Source organism: Pantoea sp. X-Soil-ISGK-275 (assembly GCF_059730795.1).
Genome location: NZ_AP035977.1, coordinates 366,795 through 391,073 on the forward strand (window position 1 = coordinate 366,795; position 24,279 = coordinate 391,073).

The following is a 24,279-nucleotide window of genomic DNA, read 5'->3' on the forward strand; positions in this document are numbered from 1 at the left end:
GCAAAAAAGAGAGCACCCCCTTATGTTCGCCTTCTCCCGATTTCTGCTCTATTTCACTGAAGTGGCCCGCCAGGGTTCGCTGCGTAAGGCTTCTGAGGTGCTGCATGTCTCGGCATCGTCGATTGATCGGCAGATCCTGCGCGTCGAAGAACAGCTGGATATGCCGCTGTTCGAGCGCCATCCATCAGGATTACGTATGACCGCAGCGGGTGAGATCCTGCTGAATGCGGCCAAAAACTGGCAGCGGGATTTTGGCCGCGTCTGCACACAGTTGGATGATTTACGCGGATTGCGCCACGGTCATGTGCATATCGCCACCATCGATGCGATTAATCGCGGTTTCTTCTCTTCGATCCTGCAACGCATTCGCAGCGACTATCCCGGCATCTCCTTCACGCTGACCACCATGAGCAATATCCACATCGCCAATGCGTTGACGTCGGGCGATGCGGATTTCGGCATCATGCTCAATCCGCAGAGTTCACGCGAGCTGCTGGTGAAGTCATTTGCCGATTTACGTCTGGGTATTGTGGTGAGCAGCCAGCATCCGCTGGCCCAGCTGGAGTCGATCCGCTTTAGCCACTGCGAATCCTGGCCGTTTATCGTGCCCGCCGCGCCGCTGATGCTGGCCGATCCACTGGAGGCGCTGATCAACAGTTCGGGCATTAAGATCAATGAAGTGGCGCGCACCAATAACATTCATATGTTGCGTTCGCTGGTGCGCGATGACGTGGGAATTAGCCTGATGTGCTGGCTGGATATCGTCGATGAGTATCGGCGCGGCGAACTGAAGTTTATCCCGCTGATCGATACGGTGCTGAAGCCGTTTACTCTGTCGCTGTGTGTTGCGCCGCAGCGCCAGCTTTCGATCGCCGCTTCGATGATGCTGCGCGAGCTGGAGTCGTTTTTTGCGCTGATGCAGAGTGAGGAGCTGCTGGCGTAATCGGTCGCCATGAATGGCGTAATGCCGACCAGTTAAGAAAGCATGTTGCTTTAAACTAGTGAGGGCTCTGACACATCTGCTGCGTCACGGGCCGTCCTCGCGCCGCTAGCGCGGTACCTTCGGCTTTCACGTCGTGCCAACGGACCGTTCGCGGATCGGCCGTCCTGGCCGGCCCCGAACTGCCTCACGCATCCATGCGTGAGGCTCCTGGCACAACGTAAAAGCCTCAGCGCTGCGAATTGCCCTTTTGCCGCAGCAGACGCGCCAGCCTGCGCACTCTTCGTTGGCTTAACTGACAAGCATTACGCCATGAATGGCGACCCTACGATAATGTTAATCGCCCCAACGGCTGCGTAAATAATTCACCGCATCCTGAGTTTGTGGCTGATTCAGGTAATTCTCGCGGAACAAAATGGTGCCGTTAATTTGCGGTACTGACTCGTTGAGATCGAGCTGCTTTTTCAACTCCGGCACGCCGCCATTCACCGTCCAGTCAGGTTCGCTTTTCGACGCTTCGCCGATTTTGTATAGCGCCACACCGATATAGAGCCGTGTATGCGTCGGTTTCACCACATCCGCCCACCAGTTAGCTAACACGTCGTAGCGTGCGGCCTGGCGCGCAAACGGCCAGTAAAGCTGCGGCGCGATGTAATCCAGCAGTCCCATTTGCACCCAGCGACGTGTATCGGCATAGGCTTCGTCGTAGGCGGCCGCGCCGCGCGTGTCGGAACCCGCCGCATCATGCGACAAATTGCGCCATACGCCCGCCGGGCTAACGCCAAATTCCACGTTCGGATTCAACTGCTTGATGGTGCGTGACACCTGCTCAATTAACAGCAGCGTATTGTTGCGGCGCCAGTCGGCTTTTGAGGCAAAACCCTGACCATACTGGCGGAACGTGGCGTTGTCATTGAGAGCTGAACCGGGCGTTTCGGTGTAGAAATAGTCATCGAACTGCACGCCGTCGATTGGATAGTGCGACACCACTTCCGCAACGATGCTGGTGATCCAGTCACGCGCGGCGGGAATGCCGGGATCGAGTACAAAACGGTCGCTGGCGGTACGAATCCAGTCACGATGCAGCACAAATACGCTGGCCGGTTGCAGCGAAAGCGTATTATTCAGCGCGTTAACCGTGGACGGTTTGACGTTGGTTGAGACGCGATAAGGGTTGAACCACGCGTGCACCTTCATGCCGCGTTTGTGCGCCTCATCCAGCATGAACTTCAACGGATCGTAGCCGGGATCTTCGCCAATCTTGCCAGTGAGCATATCTGACCACGGCAAGATGCTGGAACGCCACAGCGCGGTGCCATCCGGCTTCACCTGGAAAAACACGGTATTGATGCCGAGGCTTTTCAGTTTATCCAGCTTGTCGGTCAACGCCTGTTGCTGCTGGTGGATGCGGTTGGCCGGGCTGGCATTGACTGAATTGATCGGCGGCCAGTCGAGGCGTGAAACGGTGGTTAGCCACACGCCGCGCACCGGCTCTTTGCTCAGCGCTGGTTTGGTGGGCATTGGCGGTTTAGTCACCGTCGGCAACGGCGTGACCAACGATTTTGGCGGCGGCGAGGAGCAACTGGCAAGAGAGAGGGCGACGGCAACGGCAATCAGCGCAGCGGATTTTTTGTAGGTATTAACCCAGGGAAAACGATGTGAACAGGCTATGGTAAACTCCCTTTTTTGCAACTTTCTGTTCGAAGAGCCTCATTCTCTTATCATGCGAACTAAAGTCAATATAATCGAGAAACTGCAGGTCGCCATGAATGGCGACCCTACAAAAGACATTCGCGTTCACGTAGGGTCGCCATTTATGGCGACAGCCACCAAACACCATTGAGGAACCCAAAACCTATGCAATACGAAGACCTTTATCGCCGTATCGGCCAGATCATCTTTAGCTGTGGCCCCGAAGGTGCGCGGGAATTGATCGTTCAGGCTGAACTGTTTGCGGACGATGATGGCGGGCAGTTTCAATTCGATTACATCGATGAAAACGGTGAACCGGATTGGTTTGAACCCGATGCGCGCGCGATTGGCGATCTCTCGGAGGCGCTGAAGGATTTTCAGCAGTACTTCGTGGATAACAACATGACCAACGGTTTGCCGGTGTGGCGCAAATGCGCGATTAACCTCAACGTGCTGGAAGAAGCCATCAGCATCGACGTGCAGTACGACTGAGTTCCGCGGCATCCTTGCCCGGAATCAATGCGTTACGAGCGTAACGCCACCATCTCCTCGTTTTTACGCGCCACGCGTTTGCGCTGCACAATGCGGCTGGCGGCAACCACACCCAGCGTTAACAGGCCGGTGGCGATAATCTCTGGACGGTGTTGTTGGTTAAACAGCATGGCAATCAACACGCCGACAATGAACACCATCGTCGCCCACGTCAGGCCAGGGAACAGCCACATGCGATAGCTGAGGATTTCGCCGCGCGCTTCGCGCTTTTTGCGCAGCACCAGATGAGACGCGGCGATCACCAGATACACCAGCAGCGCGATGGCACCGGAACTGGCCAGCAGGAACTCAAACACCGCGCTTGGCGCCAGATAGTTGGCGATCACCGCGAGGAAGGCGGCCGCCGTAGAAAGCAGTACCGCGACCCACGGCGTGCCGCTGCGGGTGGTGCGCGATGCGATGGCAGGCGCATCTTCACGGCGCGACAGCGAGTAGATCATGCGGGATGCGGTATACAGCGCGGAATTGAGGCAGCTACACACCGCAATCAACACCACCACATCAACAATCTGCTTCGCGTACGGCACGTTCATCATCTGCATCGCCGTCTGGTAAGAACCGGCTTTCATCAGCGACGGCGTATTCCACGGCACCAGCGCCACCACAATGAAAATCGACAGCAGATAGAACAGCGCAATACGCCAGATCACCGAGTTGGTCGCCTGGGTAATTTGCTTCTTCGGCTCGCGCGATTCAGCGGCGGCGATGGTGACGATCTCGGTGCCCATAAACGAGAACATGGTGGTCAGGATGGCGGCCAGCACCGCGCCAATGCCATTCGGCATAAAGCCTTGCGTGTCATACAGATGTGAAATTCCTTGCGTGCTGCTGCCCGGCATCAATCCGAACACCGCCAAACTACCCGCGCAGAGGAATGCCACAATCGCCACCACTTTCAGCAGGGCGAACCAGAATTCAAACTCGCCATAATTTTTCACGCTGAACAAGTTGCTGATGGTCAGAAATGAAGTGATCGCCAGCGTATATTCCCATACAGGAACCTGCGGAAACCATGAATGCAGGATGGTGCCAGCGGCGTTGGCTTCCAGCGGGATCACTAATACCCAGAACCACCAGTACAGCCAGCCGATGGTGAAGCCAGCCCAGCGGCCGAGCGATTTGTCGGCGTAAGTGGAGAAAGAGCCGGAATCCGGCGATGCCACCGCCATTTCCGCCAGCATGCGCATAATCAGCACCACCAACGCGCCCGCAGCGATGTAGGCCAGCAATACCGCCGGACCGGCTTCGGCGATCGCATGGCCTGAACCAACAAACAATCCGGCACCAATCACGCCACCAATCGATAACATCCGCACATGACGTGGCTTCAGGCCTTGCGCCAGTACATCGGCATTCTGTGAACTCATCAATATTTCTCCAAAGCGTCTCTCAGGCCGCGCCATGCGCAACCGGGTTACAACAGGTGAGAAGCCCAGCCCGCCGCACGGGCTGGGTAGCGTGTTACGAATCGGCGTGTTGACTCAGCACGCTGCTGAGGATTTCCAGCGCCTGACCGAACTGTGCATCAGGAATGGTGAGCGGATAGAGGAAGCGGATGACATTGCCCTGCGGGCCGCAGGTGAGCAGCAGCAGCCCACGCGCCATCGCCTGTTGCTGGATAGTTTGCGCGGTTTGCGCGCTGGCAAACTCCACCGCGATCATCGAGCCAAGGCCGCGGATATCGGTGATGGAGGAGCACTGACTGCGCGCGCTGTGCAGGAAGTCGGTTAACTGCGCGCCGAGTTGTGCAGAGCGTTCACACAGCTTCTCGTCGGCGATCACGTCCAGCACCGCATGCGCTGAGGCAATCGCCAGCGGGTTACCGGCGTAAGTACCGCCCAATCCACCCGGACCTGGCGCATCCATAATCTCGGCGCGGCCGCTGACCGCCGATAACGGCATGCCGCCCGCGAGGCTTTTCGCCATGGTGATGAGATCCGGTTTCACCGCATAGTGATCCATCGCAAACAGCTTGCCGGTGCGCGCAAAGCCGGTTTGCACCTCATCGGCAATCAGCAGAATGCCGTGCTCATCGGCTAGCGCACGCAGACGGTTGAAGAATTCAGGCGGCGCGACGTGGAAGCCGCCTTCGCCCTGAATCGGCTCCAGCACAATAGCGGCAACATCCTGTGGTGCGATGTCCTGAGTGAAGATGTCCTGCAAGCTGGATAGCGCATCATCAACGCTGATGCCGGTCACGCTGTTGGGATAGCGCGCGTGCCAAACCGACGCGGGCATCGGGCCGAAGTCGCGTTTGTAAGGTGCCACTTTGCCGGTCATCGCCATGGTCATAAAAGTACGACCGTGGAAAGAGTTGCCGAAGGTGATGATGCCGTGACGGCGCGTCGCCGCCCGTGCCACTTTCACCGCGTTTTCGACCGCTTCTGCGCCGGTGGAGAAGAAAGCAGTTTTGGCTTTACCGGCAATTGGTACCACGCGATTGAGGCGTTCAGCCAGCGCCACATAGCTCTCGTACGGCGTCACCTGGAATGCGGTATGGGTAAATTTCGCTAACTGATCGGCAATCGCCTGCACGATGCGCGGATGGCGGTGACCGGTGTTCAGCACCGCGATGCCGCCGGCGAAATCGATCCAGCTGTTACCTTCACCATCGCGCAGCGTGGCGTTCTCCGCGTGCTCGACATACCACTGACAAAGATTGCCGGTGCCGCGTGGCAGGGCATCATCTTTACGTTGCTGCAACTGGCTGTTTTTACCTTCCATAACCTTTCCTTAGCGATAAGCGTCTTTACAAATCACGATAAACACGCTTATTTATGCCTGCGCTGCGCTATCTTGCCAGAGCCACTTTCAGTGAAAAGAGGGGAGCCAATTGCGAAGTTTGTACGCCGATCATGTATTAGAGCGCATGCAGTTTATGCCGGAAGGAACATTGCAGCAGCGTTTGCTGAGCTGTATGCAAGCCGCTATCGCTGAAGGCATTTTTCCGCGTGCCACGCGCTTGCCCGCCACGCGCGATTTGGCGCGTGAGCTGTCGGTGTCGCGAAATACGGTGTTAAATGTGTACGAGAATTTGATGGCGCAAGGCTACGTCACGGCGCGCACCGGCAGCGGCACCTGGATTGCAGAAAACTTGCCGGAAGGATCGCTTAACACACCGCGCAATGAAGCAACTGTCGAAGCGTTGACCGCGAAACCGGCGGCGATTTCTAAACGCGGCGCCTCGCTGCTCGGCCATGCCAATGCCTCGCCGTATCAGTGGGGCGCTTTTGTGCCTGGCGCGCCGGATGTCACGCAGTTCCCGCATAAACTTTTCAGCCAGATCCAGGCGCGTTTGAATCGTGAACCGGATATTGAACGGCTGATCTACAGCAGCAACGGCGGCTGTCCGCAGCTGCGCGCCGCGCTGGCGGAGTATCTCAGCGTGGCGCGTTCGGTGCGTGCCGATGCCAATCAAATCATCATCACCGAAGGGATTCATCAGGCGGTGGATTTGGTTTCACGCGTGCTGTGCGATCCTGGCGATCAGGTGTGGATCGAAGAGCCCGGTTATTGGGGTACGCGCAATCTGCTGCGCATTAATGGCTTGAAAATCAATGCCATTGCGGTGGATGAGCATGGTTTAATTCCCGATTTGCCGCCACGCAGTCGCGCACCGAAGATGATTTTCGTGACACCGTCACACCAATATCCGCTGGGCGTGCATCTCAGCCTGGAACGCCGCAAGCAACTGCTCGATCTGGCGCGCAAACACAAAACCTGGCTGGTGGAAGATGATTACGACAGCGAGTTTCGCTTCTCCGGCCAGCCATTTCCCTCACTGCAAGGCTTCGAGCCGGATGCGCCGGTAATTTATATGGGCACTTTTAGCAAGACGCTCTATCCGGCGCTGCGCCTCGGTTATCTGGTGGTGCCAAAAGCGCTGGCGCAGCCGCTGCGTGTGGCGGCGGCGGAACTGTATCGCGGCGGCCATTTGCTGGTGCAGCGTGCGCTGGCGGAGTTCATCCAGAAAGGGCATTACATGTCGCACATTCGCCGCATGCGTAAGCTCTATAGTCAGCGGCGGCGCTTTATGGTTAGCCTGATTGAGCGTTATTTAGGGGCTGCTTTTTTGCCGGTGGTGAATCACGAGGCGGGATTGCATTTGGTGATGAATTTGCCAACCGGCTGTGACGATGTGGCGGTCGCCGCGCTGGCGCTGAGGCGCGGCGTGAAGGTGCGGCCGCTGTCGCAATATTATATGCATCCGCAGGAGCGGCGCGGGTTGCTGCTGGGTTTTGCCTGCGTCGATGAGCGGCAGTGTCAGGATGCGTTTGGTACCTTGAAAGGGTGTTTGGCGGAGATGGGGATAATTTGAAGCGGAGGTCGCCATAAATGGCGACCCTACAACGGCCGCATCGTCTTCGTAGGGTCGCCATTTATGGCGACCTGGTCAACTTATGGCTGCGCGATGCTATCCAAACGCTGCAAAACTTCAGGCGTAAGTTTCACCTCGGCACTCGCCATGTTCTGCTTCAGGTGCTCCGGCGATGAGGTGCCCGGAATCAGCAAAATGTTAGGCGAACGCTGCAGCAGCCAGGCCAGCGCCACCTGCAGCGGTGTCGCGTTAAGCTCATTTGCCACCTCGCTCAGCCGATCCGATTGCAGCGGTGAAAAACCGCCGAGCGGGAAGAACGGGACGTACGGAATGCCTTGTGCTGCCAACTGATCAATCAAGGCCTCATCCTGGCGATTGGCCAGATTGTAGAGGTTCTGCACGCAGGCGATCGGCGTCATTGCCTGGGCATCGGCCACCTGTTTGGCGGTAACGTTGCTCAGACCAATATGACGAATCAGCCCGCGCTCTTTCAGCTTGATCATCGCCTCAATCTGCGGTTCCAGCGAACCTTCCTTCGGCCCATGCACGTCCAACATCGAACGCAGATTCACCACTTCCATCACATCCAGTCCGAGATTACGCAGGTTATCTTCCACTGCTTGCGTCAACGCTTCTGGTGTAAACGCCGGTAACCAGCCGCCTTTCTCGTCACGACGCGCGCCCAGTTTGGTGACGATCACCAGATCGTCGGTGTAAGGATGAAGCGCCTTCTTGATCAGCTGATTGGTAATGTGTGGACCATAGAAGTCACTGGTATCAATGTGATTCACGCCTGCCGCGACGGCATCGCGCAGCACCTGCAAAGCACGCGCTTCGTCTTTCGGCGGACCAAACACGCCGGGACCGGCTAACTGCATGGCACCGTAACCGAGTCGTGCAACCTGGCGATCGCCAAGGGTGTAAGTCAATGCTGGATGAGACATGGAAAGCTCCTTCGTCAGTGTGTGGTTAGATTGTAATCGCCAAAGTGCTGTGCAACTATCCGTACAAATCGGGACATACTGTACGGAATGGCGAACAATGGCATTGGATATCGCGCTACTGCACGCGGTGGTGGCGGTGGCAAAAGCGGGTGGTTTTCGCGAGGCGGCGCGTATCACCGGCAGCAATCCGTCGCGTTTAAGTGATGCGGTGCGGCGCGCTGAAGAGCAGCTCGGCGTGCGGCTGTTTAATCGCACCACGCGCACCGTGGCGTTAACCGAAGCTGGCAGGGCGCTGATGTCGCGACTGCTTCCGGCGATGAATGAAGTGGATGCGGCGCTGGATGCACTGAATACGTTCCGCGATACGCCGGGCGGCACCTTGCGCTTGAATGTGCCGGTGAGCGCCGCGCGCATCGTGTTACCGGCGATTGTGCCGGGATTTCTGCAGCGCTATCCCGATATCCAGCTCGAAGTGGTGGCGGAAAGTAATGTGCAGGACGTGTTCCGCGATAGCTGTGATGCTGGCATTCGTTACGACGATCATCTGGAGCAAGATATGGTGGCGCTGCCGATCGGCCCGCGTACCCAGCGCTTTGCGTTGGCGGCATCTCCAGCGTATCTGGCGCAGTTCGGCACGCCGCAGCATCCGCGCGACCTGGTGCGGCATCGCTGTTTGCACGGGCGCTATGCGACGGGTGTGATTGCCGAATGGGAATTCACCTGCGGCGAAGAAACCGTGCGTTTGCAGCCGAAAGGTCCGCTGATTTGCAGTATCGGCGCGGCGATGGATCTCACGGTGGAGGCCGCGATTGCTGGCTGCGGCGTGGTCTACTTATTTGAGGATTGGATTAGACCGGCGCTGAGTGATGGCAGCCTGCAGCCGATTCTGCCGGATTGGTGGCAAAGCTTCTCTGGCCTGTGGCTCTATTACAACGATCGCCGGTTGATTCCGGCGCCGCTCCAGGCGTTTCTGGATTATGTGCGCGAACTGAATTCAGGTGCAGAAGCGAAAAAAGCCGATAACCGTTGCCAGTTATCGGCTTATTCGCATCACAGATAATTATGCGTTCAGCAGCTGATTCGCGGTTTTCTCAACCAGCGCCAGCAGGACTTTAACATCTTTCAGCGTGACGGTTGGGTTCAGCAAGGTCAGCTTCAGGCAGGTTATGCCCTGGTTCTCGGTCACACCCACGTTGGCGCGGCCTGAATCCAGCAGCGCATCACCGATGCGCTGGTTGAACAGGGCAATCTGCGCGGTATCGGTCAGTTGCTCTGGACGATAGCGGAACAGCACGCTCGCCAGCTGAGGCTGCATTACCAGCTCGAGGCGTGGTTCAGAGGTAACAAACTTCGCCACTTCCTGCGCCAGCGTCACGCCGTGATCGATGATCGCCGCGTACTGTTTCTGACCCAGCGCTTCCAGGCCCATCCACAGTTTTAATGCATCGAAACGACGCGTGGTCTGCAGTGATTTGGAAACCAGATTCGGTACGCCAGCCTCTTCGTCAAACTCAGAGTTCAGATAAGCCGCCTGATAGCGCATCAGCTCGTAATGACGCTCATCTTTCAGCAGGAACGCACCACAGCTGATGGTCTGGAAATACTGCTTGTGGAAGTCCAGCGTGACGGAATCCACCCGCTCCAGGCCATCAAGGTAGTCGCGATACTTCTCGGACAGCAACAGCGCGCCGCCCCAGGCTGCATCAACGTGTACCCAGATGTTGTGCTCGGCAGCGATATCGGCAATTTCACGCAGCGGATCGATAGCACCGGCATCGGTGGTACCGGCGGTCGCAACGATCGCCAGAATCTGCTCGCCGTTGGCTTCGGCCTGTGCCAGCTTGGCTTTCAGGTCTGACACATCCATACGGGCGAATTCATCAGACTTCACCTGCACCACAGACTGATAGCCGTGGCCAAGCAGCGCCATGTTCTTCTGTACGGAGAAGTGCGCGTTTTCAGAGCACAGCACTTTGATCTTACGCAGATCGCCAGTGATGCCATGCTGCTGTACCGAGTGGCCCTGGCGCTGATAAAACGCATCGCGTGCCAGCATCAGGCCCATCAGGTTGCTCTGGGTGCCGCCGCTGGTGAACACACCTGCGTCGCCAGCCGGATAACCCACTTGCGCACGCAGCCATTCAATCAGTTTGATCTCAATGATGGTGGCAGAAGGGCTCTGATCCCACGAATCCATACTCTGGTTGGTGGCGTTGATCAGCACTTCTGCTGCCTGGCTTACTACCAGGCTAGGGCAATGCAGATGCGCCACACATTGTGGGTGATGCACTGAAAGACTGTCTTTCAGGAAATATTCAATCGCGCGTTCAATCGCGGCCTGGTTACCCAGGCCGTTTGGATTGAAGTCGAGCGTGATACGCTCGCGCAGTTCGGCAACGGTCTTGCCTTGATACATCTCAGGCTGTTGCAGCCACTGCACAACCGCGGCGCTGCTCTGGGCAATCGCCTGCTGGTACGCCTCAATGCTCTGTGCAGAGGCGGCCAGAATCGGGTTTACTTCAGACATTTACTCTTCCAATCAAACAGGTTTGACGCCAGCGCCAATCAGCGCCTGCTCAAATTTATCCAGGAAAATCGCCAGCTCATCGTCGGTGATCAGCAGTGAAGGCAGCAGACGCAACACTGCGCCATGACGGCCACCGCGTTCCAGAATCAGACCTGCTTCGAAGCACTTCTTCTGCAGCAGCGCAGAGAGCTCGCCGTCAGCCGGGAAGCTACCCATGTGATCGGCCGCTTCGTTCGGTTTAACGATCTCAATACCGATCATCATGCCGAGACCACGAATGTGACCAATGACCGGGAAGCGTTTCTGCATCGCAGCCAGCTGCTGTTTCAGCCATTCACCCTGCGCGGCAACTTTGCCCGCGATATCCTGCTCTTTGAGGATTTTCAGCGTGGTCAGGCCGGTCGCCATCGCCAGTTGGTTGCCACGGAAGGTACCGGTGTGATGACCCGGTGACCAAACGTCGAACTGCTTTTTGATGCCCAGCACGGCCAGTGGCAGACCGCCGCCCACCGCTTTAGACATCACGATGATGTCTGGCTCGATACCTGCGTGTTCGAAGGCGAAGAATTTACCGGTACGGGCAAAGCCAGCCTGAACTTCGTCGAGGATCAGCAGAATGCCGTGTTCCTGGGTCACTTTACGGATGCGCTGCAGCCACTCAGCCGGAGCTGGGTTTACGCCGCCTTCGCCCTGAACCGCTTCGAGGATGACTGCAGCTGGCTTACGCACGCCGCTTTCCACGTCGTTGATCAGGTTGTCGAAGTAGTAGGTCAACGCTTTCACGCCAGCTTCACCACCGATACCCAGCGGGCAACGATACTGATGAGGGTAAGGCATGAACTGCACTTCTGGCATCATGCCATCAACCGCTTCTTTCGGTGCCAGGTTGCCGGTAACGGACAGCGCGCCGTGCGTCATACCGTGGTAACCGCCAGAGAAGCTGATCACGCCGCTACGGCCAGTGGCTTTCTTCGCCAGCTTCAGCGCGGCTTCTACTGCATCCGCACCTGAAGGGCCGGTGAACTGCAGACAATAATCTTTACCTTGGCCTGGCAGCAGCGAGAGTAAAGACTCAGAGAATTGATCTTTCAGTGGTGTAGTCAGATCAAGAGTATGTAACGGCAAGCCGCTGGTAATGACATTTTGTATGCTCTGGAGAACATCAGGATGGTTGTGACCCAGTGCCAGCGTCCCTGCGCCAGCCAGACAGTCAAGATATTGTTTATTCTCAACATCTGTGATCCACACGCCATGGGCTTTAGCGATGGCTAAAGGCAGTTTGCGCGGGTAACTCCTGACGTTAGATTCAAACTCAGCCTGACGGGCTAAGAATGCGTCGTTGTTTCCGTTGAATGCATTGGCACCAAAACTATCAATACGGACTTTATCCGTCATCATATCTCTCCTTCAACCGGGGCACGTGAGGCTCGCCAATTGACTAATTGAACAAAAAAGTAACAGCTGTGAAAAAACGCGGCCAATATAGAGCCTTTTGACCTACATCACAATGATTAATTTTGTTTAGATTTGTTTATTACTTGTCTATATGAATCAGGGATTTGTTGAAGAATTCGGCGCTTAGATTATTTCGTCAGCATGACGCGGAAATGAATTGTGCATAAATAGCTGCAATTGTGGATAAAAAATGGCAACCCGCAGGTTGCCATTGAGGTTTACACCCGGTTTAAAACTGTAAAATTAGTGCTGATGACCGCCGCCAACTTTGGTCCACGCATCCTGCCAGTTAGAGCCAGTGCCCGGTACGTAATGGTGTGAGTTGATGTTACACCAGCCCGAATACGGGAATGGCTTGCACGCAAAGACTTCGCCGGTTGCTGGCAGCTGTACTTTGGTACCTTCTTTATACTGACCGATGCCCGCCGGATAGATGAAGTCAAAATCACCGCCCGCGTCGTTGCTCACCAGCTTGGTGGTGAACTCTTTCTGGAAGGTTTTGCCATCTTTCATTGCACCGGTAACCACCATGGTGATATCGCCGGTTTCAGCGTTCCACAGGTTGACGGTCATATTCTGCGCGGCATCTTCAACATTAACGCTGCCAAAACCGATGTTCTCTTGCTTCGCGTTGTAGGCTTTCGCATTGATTACCATTGCGCCGCGCGTTTGAATGCCGAACTCAACCGGCGTCAGACCTTCGGTAATGTTGTAGCTGCTGGCGATATTCGTCAGTTCCAAACCTGGGCGGTTATCGGCCTGAGCATTTACCTGCAGCTCGACGCGCGTAATCTGGCTTTCACTCTGCGCATAAATGGTGTTGCTACCGGCCACCGGCACCACATCACCGTCTTTATTCTTCACGCCCGCACGGATGTCTTTGAAGGTATCGTTGATCTTATTCGCTAACGCCATTGACCAGGCATTAGGTTCGCCGGCGGCGTCTGAATCGATATTCAGCGTGATGCTGAGATCTTCACGTTCGCCATTGGCGTCGAAGATACGGGCTTTCACGCTGTCGCCGGTTTCCAGCGCGCGGGAAGGCAGGATAGAACCAATGGTGCGTTTCCACACGGAAGCGACTTCGTCATATTCCACGTCGATGACTTTATAGAAGGTCGCTGCGGTGTCGGAGACATCCCACGCACCGTAAATAATCTGGTAGCCGTTACGCTCAGGCAGATTACAGCTGTGAGTGGTTTTACCGGTAGAGGCTGCCGGGCCGCCTGGAATCACGCAGAACGGCGTCAGTTCGAACGCATCACGCGTCAGCGCCTGGTTTGGATTCCAGTCGGCTTTGGTGATGTAGTATTTGAAATCGGCAATCGGATGTGGGGCGGTGAAAGTCCAGGTGATGTCCATTGGACCGGCTTCGACTTTATGTTTCACCCAGCGATCGCTGCTCTGGGCATTCAGCGCGGTACCCATCCAGTTGGTGCCGCCGCTGCCGCTGACCAGTTCACCGTTTTTAGGACCTGCAGCCGGGAAACCATCCGGACCTTCGCCCACGCTTTGCGGCTCATACTGCGCTTGGCCGCAGTTCAGGTTCGGGGTTTTAGCATCACGACACATTTGATCGCGTGACGCCGGTTCGCTGATATAGCCATGCGCTAATACGCCGCCGCTGAATGCCAGAGCAGAAATTGCCAGAGCAATTTTGGTTAATTTCATCATTATTCCCTTATCCAAAGGTTTAAGTAGGCGTGTAGGGCGCCCGTTATTTCCTGACCTGTATTTCACAGGCAGAAGCAGGATAAGAAATTTGCGGACAGATGCAGACTTAAAGGACATTAGAGGTATTAACGTTGAGAAAATATTATTTATCCCTTGATTAACAACCACCTTAATAAACCCCTCTAACTTCTTAAAGACCTTAAACATCCTTATTGGCGGTGTCATAAAACTCGCCAGATGATTAAAATTCCTGCAATTAATTTTTCTTTTCCCGGAATGAAGATGACTATCCGTATAAGCACCTGTGTATTTGTTTTTCTGGCTACCGCGTTGAGCGGTTGCCAGCAGCTCTCGCCAGCACAAGCACTGCAGCCGCAGCAGTTAAACCAATTATCCGCGTTAGTGGCGGGAAGTAACTGGACGCGCGATTATTGCCAACGCAGCGATATTCCTGATCAACAAACATTAATGCGTGGCGCATTAGGTCAGGCCAAAAACCGTGGCTGGAATACCGCGCAGATCGATCCGCACGAGCTGAGTAATGCCATCAACCAGCGATACGCTGCGTTGACGAAAGATCATCAAACTAACGCACAGAAATGCGCAGCGCTGAATGTGGCCATTGCGCCGTTTTTGAATCAGATGAGTTGGGTAAGAAGTTAAATATGCGTGGTGCGCATACTCAAACCAACGGATAAACAAACAGTAACGCCCCGGCAAATGCCAGCATCGGGCCAAACGGCAGCGGTTGGTGTAAAGGGCGCTTAAACAGCAGTGTGCGTAAAATTACCGTGACGATGCCGCCACCTGCGGCAATTAATAAAACCGTCGGCAGCATCTGCCAACCCAGCCAGGCACCTAACGCCGCCAGCAATTTTGCATCGCCCAGCCCTAAAGCGTCGATTCCGCGCCAGTAACGGTAGCCGCTCGCAAGTAGCCACAACGCCAGATAGCCAAAAGCAGCCCCCAACACCGCATCACTTAATGAGCCCGACAACCAGGCAAATGCGTGTAGCAACAAGCCCAGCCACAACAGTGAGAGCGTCAGCGCATCGGGTAGCAGCTGATGCTCAATATCAATCAGCGTTAGTGCCAGCAGTATCCAGCACAGCAGCAGTGCGGCCAATAAGGTCGCATCCCACGGCAACAGCCAGGCTAAAAACAGGCTAAGCATTAACGTCGCCAGTTCCAGTGCGGGATAGCGCACGCTAATCGGATGGGCACATTGATGGCAGCGACCACGCAGAGCCAGCCAGCTAATCAGCGGGATGTTATCGCGCTTGCGCAGCGGCCGGTGGCAATGTGGACAATGCGATCGCGGCAGCGTCAGGCTTAACTTTTTCTCAGGCTGCATAATCATCAGCGGCAGTCGATAAATCACCACGTTGAGGAAGCTGCCGACGGAGAGCGCAGACAGACTGCCGAATAGCAGCATCAACCCATCATTCAGCATGCTTCAGCTCCAGATGTGTGAGCCGGACATGTTGCTTGTCGCGCTGCATTTTCAACTCACTGACCTCAATACCCCAGCGCGCGTCAAGTTCGCTTAACCATTGCAGCAGAACAGGAAAGGAGAGCGTCACCGCCTGCTTCAATTGCCAGTGATGCTGATGTGATTCCACCTCAAGCGTTAAACCCTGCTGCTGCGCCAGTATGTTGAACGCGCCTGTTGAGGGCGCTTCACCAGGTTGACGAAAACTTTGCAGCGCGGCTTCCCACGTTGGCAGCAGTTGTAACACTTGCTGTTCTCGTGCGAATGCCTGCTGGCTGCGTTGACGATATTCATCGGTTTGCTGCGAGCTAAGTTGCAGCAATAATCCAATGCCGATCAAGATTGCCGCTATCAGCAATCCGCGTTCACGCGGCTGACGTGTCTGCCACCATTCAGATAGAAAGGTCATGATTTCCTGCTCAACATTAATTGTGTCTCCATCACAATCACCTCAATGCCCTCAGGCGCGTCATTACTGACGGCCGCAGGCAGCGCATCGCGAAACGTTAACTGTAATCGTTGCGTCGTACCATCCCATATCAGCGATTGCAGTGGGTTTCATGCAGTTTTTCGAGCAGGCTCGAAGTGTTGTGCAGCAGAGCAAGCAAACCCGGATTAGCGGGGAAATCAGCTGACTGTGACGCCTTAGCGCTAAACGCGCGGCGGACTAACGTCGGCGACTCCGCAGGAAAATAGTGCTGATAGCGTGCCAGCAGTTGCTGATTAAGCTGCGTCAGCGCCTGTTGTGCCTGCCAGCCTTGCCACAAAGGGGGAAATATCACGCTAAACCAACCCAACATGATGGCGCCCGCCAACGCGAACAGCGGTGATCGCAGTTCTGGGCGACGTGCAAATTCACCTTGCAGCAGCGAATAGCGACAGTTGCGCGCGCCTTGTGCCAGATGCAATAAGCTATCGCCTTCAATCGCCGTCAGTTCAGACAAAGAGGGAAACTGTGCCAGCGCATCACCCGGCAGCGACAAGCCGGTTCCGTCTGCCAGGCGCAGCAACCATTGATCACCAAGCTGTAAGCGCGTTCCGGCTTCCAGCACCAGCGTCACGGGGATTACGCGTTGCGGCACAATGCCGTGATCGTTCAGCGTTTCAAGTATCTGTCGTAATGGATCGCGATTGATTGCAGCCATAAGATGCGCATCGCCGTGACGCTGCAGACTAACAATGTGCAGATTTTCCTCCTCTTCACTCAGCAGCGGCTCCAGTTGCCAGCGCAGTGATTGGCTATTGGCGCTTGGCAGCGTGACGTTGGCGAGTGTCAGCTGTTCGGCGGCGATCAGCACAATCGTCTCGATATCATCGGCTACCGGTAAGTCTGCCAGAGATTCGCCCTGTTGCGGGCGCAGGTCGGCGTATTGGTAACACCAACGCCATCCCTGCGCGTGCTGCACAAGGATCCGCCAACCTTTTGGGTGTTTGTTAAAAAATTTCATGGCGCTTCACTTAATCCATATTGACGGTGATGCAGGGTAAAGAGGTCCTGATGGCGTATCCACTGGCTACGAATGGCGGCAAACTGCTGTTCGTCGGCCAGCCAAATCAGCAGCTCCCAATGTTGACTTTCCAGCACGGCGATACTTTGCAAGGTACTAACGGCCGCTGCCGTACCACCCGGCAAGGCGCTGATAAAGTCATCCAGCGTGGACCATCCGCGCTCGGGGCGTTTTTGCAGAAGTGAGAGGATCTGTGAACGATCTTTTTCGCCTTCGAGCAGCGCCATCAACAGTGATGCCTGGTCAGCGTGTAGCGCGTTTAGGTTTATGTTGAGTTCGCTACTGGGTAAGGCACAAAGCAGTGGCGCGAGGTTTGACCAGCGCGGTTCGGCCAGCAAGGATAAATGGCGGATTTCGGTCTTATCGGCCAGCAAAGGCCACTGTTTGTTGTCGCCCGCATTGATCTGCTGGTGGAGCTGGGCAAGCAGGATGCTGATCGCCTGTTGATCCATACTTTGTTGCTGCAGCAAATGGGCAAATACGCGTTGCGCCGCGCTGCGGTGAAACACGCCATCCTTATCGGTGCGACCATTTTGACCCAGCGCATTGAGGTTGAAACAGCGTTGTCGATCACGCCAGCGATAGCTGACCGTTTGCTGGTCCAGCCGCAGCTGTTGCACGCGTCCATCCAGCGGTTTGCCGCCTTGGTTAATCAGCCAGGTTTCCGCACCGCGCAGCGTCCATTGCGCCTGTTGCTGAAATTGCTGGCTCGCAGTGCGCGTCAGAGCCTGCCACCACTGTCGCTGTCCTGCTACCGCCAGCAGCGTCATAAGCGCGATGATCAGCAAAACCGTGATTAACGCCATGCCACGTTGCGCCCTCATCGCCCATTTCCCACTAATAGCACGCGCGTAATTTTCCCCCAGCGCGCCGTGATCAGAGTAATTTCAATCGCCTGCGGCAGGCTGAATTGTGAGGTCCAGCGATCCTGCCAGCGGCCAGTTGAATAGAAGCGCAGGTTGACGTGCTGAATGGCGGAAAAGGTGAGGGTGAGACCATCGTCCAGCCGTTGCCGCGACAAAGTTTGCTGGCTGAAATTCCACCGAACCTGTTGTAAAGCCGCGCGCGCATCGCCTTGCGGGTTGAGCCAATTCCGGCGAGTGAATTGCAGCAGCGTGGCTTGCTGCTGGGCAACAAAAGCCGGTTGTTGATGAATGACGGCATTCGGCAGAATCAGCGCGTGTTTGAGATCCTGTTCGAGGATCGCAAACAGGCGATTCAACGCACTCAACTGGTGTGTATGTTGCTGCGATTGCTGTTGTGCGCGCATGCTGCCTTGTAACAGTTGATATCCCGCCAGACTCAGCAGCGCAAAGATCGCCAGCGCCAGCAGCATCTCCAGCAACGTAAACCCGCGTTGTGGATTCATTGCGCAACCCAGCTATACAGGCGCGCCAGCGGTGCTCCCTCAATGCTATTTCGCCATACCGCGATTTCAACACGCTGCACGCTGGGTTGCGTGGTGGGCAAACTCTGCACTTGCCAGTGCCAGCGTTCATGCGCCATTTGAACCTCCTGCAGGCCCGCATGTGGCAGCGCCGAAAGTTGCAGCAGCACGAGCTGGTTCTCTGCAACCCAGCCCGCGATCTGTTTCTGCTCCAGATAGTGAAGATTACGCACCCGCTCATGCTGCGTTTGCATCAGCGCCAGCCCGGCTATTGCCAGCAGAGCGAGTGCAATCATCACTTCGATCAGCGTCATCCCTTGCTGTTTCATAGCGGTAAGGTGGCGGATAAGCTGGCGGGATTGAGCGCCAGCTGATGGACCTCGCCAGCAGGCGAATGAAATTCAATCTCAGCCAGTGTCATGTCGCCATCCGGTAAAAACCACAATGTGGCGGGCAGGGCATGTGCCGCCGCGCCGCGCAGACGAAGTTCCCCGTTTTTAATCGTTTCCTGTGCTAATGCGCCCACCACCGGATGCCAGACAGTGCCGGGCAACGGCCCTTTTTCACCGGCTTCACCGCCGGTGAGCGTGGAGAGCTGCCAGCGATCGCTATGCAGCTGTAAACGCCAAATGCGCGCTTCGAGCTGCGCCTGTTCCCATGCCCAGCGCGCGCTATCCTGCAACTGTTCCAGCGGTTGCGCGGTTTTGCTTTCAGGCAGAGCCGCGACCACTAAACGCGTCACCACGCCCAGCAGCAGCATAACCATCATGATTTCTAACAGCGTGAAACCCTGACTTCTGTTCTTCATGGTTATTCGCTGCCATCCAACTGCCAGTTATTGACATCATCTTCGCTGCCGGCTTCGCCATCCGCGCCTGCCGAGAACAGATCAATAGCACCGTGTTTACCCGGACTGACCAGACGATAATCGTTGCCCCAGGGATCTTGTGGCAGACGGCGAATATAGCCATCGCTGCGATAGTTGCGCGGCTGCGGGGCGATCGCCGGTGCTGCGACCAGCGCTTTCAGTCCCTGTTCCGTGGTGGGATAGCGACCATTATCCAGCTTGTACATATCGAGCGCATTTTCCAGCGTGACAATGTCACTCACCGCCTTCTGCCGATCGGCACGATCTTTATTTCCCATTAAGCTTGGGATCACCAAACTGGCGAGTACGCCAAGAATCACAATCACCACCATGATTTCCAGCAGCGTAAAGCCACGCTGGCGTTGGGTGTTAACCGGCGCTAATTCCATTGAGTTTTATCCTGTCAGTGAGTTGAGCTGCAGTATTGGCTGCAAAATAGCGAGGATGATGAACAGCACAATTGCTGCCATCACCACAATCAGTAAGGGTTCGAACAGGCTGACGGCCAGCGTCATCTGGCTGACAAAAGCTTGATCCTGAATATCGGCGGTGCGCTTCAGCATCGCATCCAGTTCGCCACTGCTTTCGCCGCTGGCAATCATGTGGCGCATCATCGGCGTGAGCAGTTGTGAAGCATCCAGCGCCTGCGTCAGCGTGACGCCTTCGCGTACGCGTTCAGCAGCCACCTGCAGGCGTTCACGAATAAAAACATTGCTCAGCACGGCCGCGCTGATTGCCATGCCTTCCAGCAGCGGTACGGCGCTGTGGGTAAGAATGCTGAGCGTGCGCGCATAGCGCGCCAGGTTGAGATTCAGCGTAATACGACCGATCACCGGCAGCTGCAACATGCGCTGATGCCAGCGCAGTTGCAGTGTTGGGCGTCGCAGGGCGGTTTGGCACAGCAGCAGAAGCGTGACGATGATCAGCAGCAGCGCCGGTCCGAACTGTTGCGCTGCATCGCTCAGCTGCATCAGAATCCGCGTGCTGGCAGGCAGGTTCTGCTGCATATGGCTGAACTGCGCCACCACTTCAGGCACTACCGCGACCAGCAAAATTCCCACCACCGACATTGCTACCACGGTGAGCAACAGCGGATAGATCATTGCCTGCAACAGTTTGCTCTTTAGTTTTTCGCTCTGCTCGCTGTAATCCGCCAATTGCTCCAGCACGCGGTCCAGACGTCCGGAGGCTTCGCCCGCGCTGATCATCGCCTGATACAAGGGAGAAAAGGTTTTTGGGAACAGCGCCACCGCTTCCGCCAGCGAACTCCCCTCAAGCACGCGTTGACGTAAGGTGTCGATTAGCTGTCGCTGCTGCGGTTTTTCACTCTGCTGGGCCAGCGCCTGCAGCGACTGCGCCAGCGGTAAGTTCGCACCGGTTAAGGTGGCGAGCTGGCGCATCATCAAGACGAAATCGCGGGATTTAATACGACCTGACTTGGCGGATGAAGCCGTTGCACGCTTCAACGTTAGCGGCTGCCAGCGACGTTCACGCAATTGCTGGCGCGCGTGACGCGCATTATCGGCTTCGAGCGTGCCGCGCTGGGTTTTACCCTGATCGTCTCGCGCCACATAGCGGAAGTGCATCAATATCCCTCCCGTGAGACGCGCAGCACTTCTTCCAATGAGGTGATGCCCGCCAGCGCCTTCTCTAGTCCGTCCTGCATCAGCGAGATACGCTGAGTGACATGTTGTTGTAAAAGCTGCTCACTCGATCCCTGGTTGATAGCGCTGCGCAGCGCATCATCCACGATAACCAGCTCATGAATGCCGGTACGGCCGCGATAGCCGCTGTGATTGCACGCGGCGCAGCCTTGCGGCTGAAAAAGCGGGGCGCTGAGCGTTAGGCCACCGAGTCCGTAGCGGGTTAGCACATGCTCATCGGGTTGCCACGGCTGTTTACAGGCTTCACAGAGTTTGCGTACCAGACGCTGGGCCAAAACCGCGCTCAGCGCATTCGCCAGCAAAAAGGGTTCGATGCCCATGTCACGTAGGCGTTCTACCGCACCTAACGCGCTGTTAGTGTGAAGCGTGGAGAGCACCAGATGGCCGGTCAACGAAGCCTGCACGGCAATTTGTGCCGTATCGCTGTCGCGAATCTCACCAATCATCACCACATCCGGATCCTGACGCAAAATGGCACGCAGCCCGCGGGCGAAGGTCATGTCAACTTTGGCATTCACCTGCGTTTGCCCGATACCTTCCAGCTCGTATTCCACCGGATCTTCAATGGTAAGAATATTTTTTTCCGGGCGATAAAGCGCGCGTAAGGCGGCATACAGCGTAGTGCTTTTTCCCGAACCGGTTGGGCCGGTTACCAGAATAATGCCGTGTGGCAGCTGCAGCTGTTGCTGTAAACGCTGACATAACGTTGCCTGCATGCCGGTATTTTCCAGCGCGACATCGAGGCTGTTTTTATCGAGGATACGCAGTACCACGCGTTCACCGTGACTGGCGGGCAGCGTTGACACACGCACATCCACGCTGCGGCCGGCAACGCGCAACGTAATGCGACCGTCCTGCGGCAGCCGTTTTTCCGCGATATCCAGTTTTGCCATCACTTTGAGGCGGGAAATCAGATAGCGGCTGAGCTGTACCGGCGGCGTCAACACCGGGCGTAACATGCCGTCAATGCGGAAGCGTACGCTCAACAACTTTTCGAACGGCTCAATGTGGACGTCTGAAGCGCCTTCCCGCACCGCTTCACTCAGGATCGCATTGATCAAGCGGATGACTGGCGCGCCATCGTCGCTGTCGAGCAGTTCATTTTCATCCGGCAAGGCATCAACCAGTTCATCCAGATCGAGGCTTTGACCGATTTCGCTCACCATTTTCTGCGATGCGTTGTTCTGCTGATAGCAGGCGCTGGCGAGTTGCTGAAACTGGTCATCACTGACCGTTTCAATCAGCGCATCAGGACAGCGGCGTCGCGCCTCGGCCAGCGCGGTAAAGCTGATGCTCGATTTGCAGCAGAGGCGCGGTGGATCTTCTGGCAGCAGCACTATGTGGTGCTGCTGCACCCAGTTCCACGGCAGAAGCGGGGCACTCATCGCGCCGCCCGATTGAAGTCGTTAATCAGTTGCAGCGTCTCATCCAGCGCCTGATTGTTCTGGCTCCCACCGAGGATCTGATTAAAACCGCGATCAATGTTGCGTGCGGCGGGTGAGCCTTGCAGCGCATCGCCAAATTTATTCCTCTGCGATTCGGTGCTGGTGTTGTAATCCGCCTGGCTGCGAATGATTGTCGGACGGATAAACAGCATCAGATTACGTTTGCTGCTTTTCTCGGACTGATAGCGGAACAAGCCGCCAATCAGCGGAATGTTGCCTAGCAGCGGCACGCTGTTGGTGATGCGTGAACCGCTATTATCTAGCAGTCCGCCCACCACCACGGTGTTGCCGCTGCTGACCTGCACCGCATTGCGCACGGTGCGGGTATTGAACGTCGGACCGAGATTATCTTTGCTGGCCGCTTCTGAGACGCTGGAGACTTCCTGCTCAATCTCCATCATCACCGCATTGCCTTTACTAATTTGCGGTTTCACTTTGAGCTTAATGCCCACGCTGCGGCGCGATACGGTTTGGTAAATGTTGTCGCCGCTGGTGGTTTGGGAACCGGTCAGCACCGGAACATCCTGGCCGACGGTGAATTCCGCTTCCATGTTGTCGAGTGTGACGATACTCGGCGTGGCGAGAATATTGTTCTCACTGTTGGTTTGCAGCGCGGTGAATAAACCTGACCAGTTACCGCGATAAAAACCGGCGGCAAGGCCGTTCATCTTCGCCAGCGCCTCGCCCATGCCGCCCGGTGAGAGTCCGGTTACCGGTGCGCCGCTATCCGTGAACTGCGTACCGCCGCCGCGCTGATTGAACCACTGCACGCCAAGCGCCAGACCATCGGCATCTTCAACTTCCACGATAATGGCTTCGACTAAAACCTGCGCACGATCAATATCCAGTAGCTGAATCACGTGTTCCAGCTCGGCAACACTTTCCGGCGGCGCGTTGATCACCAGTGAATTGGTCTGTTTATCGGCTTTTACCACCACGTCTTTCATCACGCTGATGGCCGGAAGCGCGGTGCCGCCTTCGGAACGGGTGTCGCCTTGCGGATTGATACCCGTTAACACTTCCAGCAGGTTTTCGGCTTTAGCGTGTTTGAGGTAGATCACTTTGGCGTTGCTGCGTCGCACCTGCTTTGCATCAAGTTCGCGCGCGGCCTCAAGCAATGATTGACGGGCTGAGGACTCGCCGCTGATTAACAACGCGTTGGTTCGGCTGTCGGCCACCGCTTTAGCCGCGGCTTTGCTGTGCAAATTGTTGAGCAATTCCGCGACCTGCGGCGCTGCGGCATTTTCTAACGTGATTTTATCGACACTGTGATCGTCGGGCAGATCGACGCTCTCCACAATCGCCACCAATTGTTCGATAACGGCTGCGCGCCCGGTCATCAGCAGCACGTTGCTGGGATCGTAATGCACCACGCTGCCAGCGGCGGCATCGTTCAGCTGACGCAGCAGGGGCGCGAGATCTTTGGCGGTGACAAATTGCAGCGGCACCACGCGGGTAATCAACTCATCGCCAGCGCGGATCTCGCCATTTTTGGAGAGGGGAATCACGCCGCTTTTGGCATTTTTCGACGGCACCACTTTCAGCACGCCGTTTTTCATGTGGAGAACTGAGAAACCATACACATCCAGCACGCTAAGAAAGAACTGATAATACTGCTCTTCATCCAGCACTTCATGGCTGCGCACGCTGATATGGCCTTTGACGCTGGGGTCAAGAATAATGGTTTTCCTGAGGTTTTTGCTCACCGTGTTAATAAATTCGCCGATCTCGGCGTTGTTAAAACTGGCGTCATACTCTTCTGCCTGAACCACAAACGTCATCAGACAGAGCAACAAAAGAAATTTTTTCATAA

At 56.0% G+C, this 24,279-nt stretch carries 23 protein-coding genes; 5 read left to right on the forward strand and 18 right to left on the reverse strand.

Annotation, left to right across the window (positions count from 1 at the left end):
* Positions 1 to 22: 22 nt before the first annotated feature.
* The gene (locus AC6I8A_RS21040; protein ID WP_256698755.1) at positions 23 to 943 is read left to right on the forward strand and encodes a LysR family transcriptional regulator; all 921 of its coding nucleotides are present in this window, start codon (positions 23 to 25) and stop codon (positions 941 to 943) included.
* Positions 944 to 1,276: 333 nt separating this feature from the next.
* Here the strand turns inward: AC6I8A_RS21040 and AC6I8A_RS21045 are convergent, their stop codons facing one another.
* Positions 1,277 to 2,611 carry a glycoside hydrolase family 10-like protein gene (locus AC6I8A_RS21045; RefSeq protein ID WP_256699139.1) on the reverse strand — a complete coding sequence of 445 codons (1,335 nt, stop codon included), beginning with the start codon at positions 2,609 to 2,611 and terminating at the stop codon, positions 1,277 to 1,279.
* Between the two features lie 186 nt (positions 2,612 to 2,797).
* Here AC6I8A_RS21045 and AC6I8A_RS21050 point away from each other — a divergent pair, with 186 nt between their 5' ends.
* Positions 2,798 to 3,124: a hypothetical protein gene (locus AC6I8A_RS21050; protein ID WP_265298415.1), complete on the forward strand. Its 327-nt coding sequence runs from the start codon at positions 2,798 to 2,800 to the stop codon at positions 3,122 to 3,124.
* 32 nt (positions 3,125 to 3,156) lie between these two features.
* Here the strand turns inward: AC6I8A_RS21050 and gabP are convergent, their stop codons facing one another.
* Positions 3,157 to 4,551 (reverse strand): GABA permease, encoded by a 1,395-nt coding sequence (gabP, locus tag AC6I8A_RS21055; protein WP_256698753.1) that lies wholly within the window; start codon positions 4,549 to 4,551, stop codon positions 3,157 to 3,159.
* Positions 4,552 to 4,645: 94 nt separating this feature from the next.
* Complete coding sequence (gabT, locus tag AC6I8A_RS21060; RefSeq protein ID WP_256698752.1) at positions 4,646 to 5,908, reverse strand: 4-aminobutyrate--2-oxoglutarate transaminase; 1,263 nt, start codon at positions 5,906 to 5,908, stop codon at positions 4,646 to 4,648.
* A gap of 109 nt (positions 5,909 to 6,017) precedes the next feature.
* Here gabT and pdxR point away from each other — a divergent pair, with 109 nt between their 5' ends.
* Positions 6,018 to 7,502, forward strand: coding sequence for a MocR-like pyridoxine biosynthesis transcription factor PdxR (gene pdxR / locus AC6I8A_RS21065; protein WP_256698751.1), 1,485 nt, complete (start codon positions 6,018 to 6,020; stop codon positions 7,500 to 7,502).
* Between the two features lie 80 nt (positions 7,503 to 7,582).
* Here the strand turns inward: pdxR and AC6I8A_RS21070 are convergent, their stop codons facing one another.
* Positions 7,583 to 8,446 carry an aldo/keto reductase family oxidoreductase gene (locus AC6I8A_RS21070; RefSeq protein ID WP_497819109.1) on the reverse strand — a complete coding sequence of 288 codons (864 nt, stop codon included), beginning with the start codon at positions 8,444 to 8,446 and terminating at the stop codon, positions 7,583 to 7,585.
* A 97-nt stretch (positions 8,447 to 8,543) separates the two neighbouring features.
* Between AC6I8A_RS21070 and AC6I8A_RS21075 the strand changes: the two genes are divergently transcribed.
* Entirely contained in the window at positions 8,544 to 9,506 is a 963-nt protein-coding gene (locus AC6I8A_RS21075; protein ID WP_265298405.1) for a LysR family transcriptional regulator, read from the forward strand.
* Here the strand turns inward: AC6I8A_RS21075 and AC6I8A_RS21080 are convergent, their stop codons facing one another.
* The 3 genes from AC6I8A_RS21080 to gbpA form a co-directional block, all read right to left on the reverse strand.
* Positions 9,507 to 10,973, reverse strand: coding sequence for a pyridoxal phosphate-dependent decarboxylase family protein (locus AC6I8A_RS21080; RefSeq protein WP_497819110.1), 1,467 nt, complete (start codon positions 10,971 to 10,973; stop codon positions 9,507 to 9,509).
* A 12-nt stretch (positions 10,974 to 10,985) separates the two neighbouring features.
* Positions 10,986 to 12,371, reverse strand: coding sequence for a diaminobutyrate--2-oxoglutarate transaminase (locus AC6I8A_RS21085; RefSeq protein WP_265298401.1), 1,386 nt, complete (start codon positions 12,369 to 12,371; stop codon positions 10,986 to 10,988).
* A 300-nt stretch (positions 12,372 to 12,671) separates the two neighbouring features.
* Positions 12,672 to 14,099, reverse strand: a complete 1,428-nt coding sequence (gene gbpA, locus AC6I8A_RS21090) for an N-acetylglucosamine-binding protein GbpA (RefSeq protein WP_265298399.1) — start codon at positions 14,097 to 14,099, stop codon at positions 12,672 to 12,674.
* 285 nt (positions 14,100 to 14,384) lie between these two features.
* On the opposite strand from gbpA, the gene gspS reads away from it, so the two are divergent.
* On the forward strand, positions 14,385 to 14,765 hold the full coding sequence (gene gspS / locus AC6I8A_RS21095; RefSeq protein WP_265298397.1) for a type II secretion system pilot lipoprotein GspS: 381 nt from the start codon (positions 14,385 to 14,387) through the stop codon (positions 14,763 to 14,765).
* Positions 14,766 to 14,784: 19 nt separating this feature from the next.
* Here gspS and AC6I8A_RS21100 read toward each other — a convergent pair whose 3' ends face one another.
* From AC6I8A_RS21100 to gspD, 11 genes are all read right to left on the reverse strand, one after another.
* Positions 14,785 to 15,555: a prepilin peptidase gene (locus AC6I8A_RS21100; RefSeq protein WP_265298395.1), complete on the reverse strand. Its 771-nt coding sequence runs from the start codon at positions 15,553 to 15,555 to the stop codon at positions 14,785 to 14,787.
* On the reverse strand, positions 15,545 to 16,003 hold the full coding sequence (locus tag AC6I8A_RS21105; RefSeq protein ID WP_497819111.1) for a hypothetical protein: 459 nt from the start codon (positions 16,001 to 16,003) through the stop codon (positions 15,545 to 15,547). The genes AC6I8A_RS21100 and AC6I8A_RS21105 overlap by 11 nt, the downstream gene beginning before the upstream one ends.
* 130 nt (positions 16,004 to 16,133) lie before the next feature.
* A complete protein-coding gene (gspL, locus tag AC6I8A_RS21110) occupies positions 16,134 to 17,042 on the reverse strand; it encodes a type II secretion system protein GspL (protein WP_497819112.1) in 909 nt (302 codons plus the stop codon).
* Positions 17,039 to 17,926 carry a type II secretion system minor pseudopilin GspK gene (gene gspK, locus AC6I8A_RS21115; protein ID WP_497819113.1) on the reverse strand — a complete coding sequence of 296 codons (888 nt, stop codon included), beginning with the start codon at positions 17,924 to 17,926 and terminating at the stop codon, positions 17,039 to 17,041. The genes gspL and gspK overlap by 4 nt, the downstream gene beginning before the upstream one ends.
* Entirely contained in the window at positions 17,923 to 18,471 is a 549-nt protein-coding gene (gene gspJ, locus AC6I8A_RS21120) for a type II secretion system minor pseudopilin GspJ (protein ID WP_479485363.1), read from the reverse strand. The genes gspK and gspJ overlap by 4 nt, the downstream gene beginning before the upstream one ends.
* Entirely contained in the window at positions 18,468 to 18,818 is a 351-nt protein-coding gene (gene gspI, locus AC6I8A_RS21125) for a type II secretion system minor pseudopilin GspI (RefSeq protein ID WP_293793803.1), read from the reverse strand. The genes gspJ and gspI overlap by 4 nt, the downstream gene beginning before the upstream one ends.
* Positions 18,815 to 19,297 (reverse strand): type II secretion system protein, encoded by a 483-nt coding sequence (locus AC6I8A_RS21130; RefSeq protein WP_293793801.1) that lies wholly within the window; start codon positions 19,295 to 19,297, stop codon positions 18,815 to 18,817. The genes gspI and AC6I8A_RS21130 overlap by 4 nt, the downstream gene beginning before the upstream one ends.
* 2 nt (positions 19,298 to 19,299) lie before the next feature.
* Positions 19,300 to 19,746 carry a type II secretion system major pseudopilin GspG gene (gspG, locus tag AC6I8A_RS21135; protein WP_265298381.1) on the reverse strand — a complete coding sequence of 149 codons (447 nt, stop codon included), beginning with the start codon at positions 19,744 to 19,746 and terminating at the stop codon, positions 19,300 to 19,302.
* Between the two features lie 6 nt (positions 19,747 to 19,752).
* The gene (gene gspF, locus AC6I8A_RS21140; protein ID WP_497819114.1) at positions 19,753 to 20,946 is read right to left on the reverse strand and encodes a type II secretion system inner membrane protein GspF; all 1,194 of its coding nucleotides are present in this window, start codon (positions 20,944 to 20,946) and stop codon (positions 19,753 to 19,755) included.
* Positions 20,943 to 22,406: a type II secretion system ATPase GspE gene (gspE, locus tag AC6I8A_RS21145; RefSeq protein WP_265298377.1), complete on the reverse strand. Its 1,464-nt coding sequence runs from the start codon at positions 22,404 to 22,406 to the stop codon at positions 20,943 to 20,945. The genes gspF and gspE overlap by 4 nt, the downstream gene beginning before the upstream one ends.
* Positions 22,403 to 24,277 (reverse strand): type II secretion system secretin GspD, encoded by a 1,875-nt coding sequence (gene gspD / locus AC6I8A_RS21150; RefSeq protein ID WP_265298375.1) that lies wholly within the window; start codon positions 24,275 to 24,277, stop codon positions 22,403 to 22,405. The genes gspE and gspD overlap by 4 nt, the downstream gene beginning before the upstream one ends.
* Positions 24,278 to 24,279 lie beyond the last annotated feature (2 nt).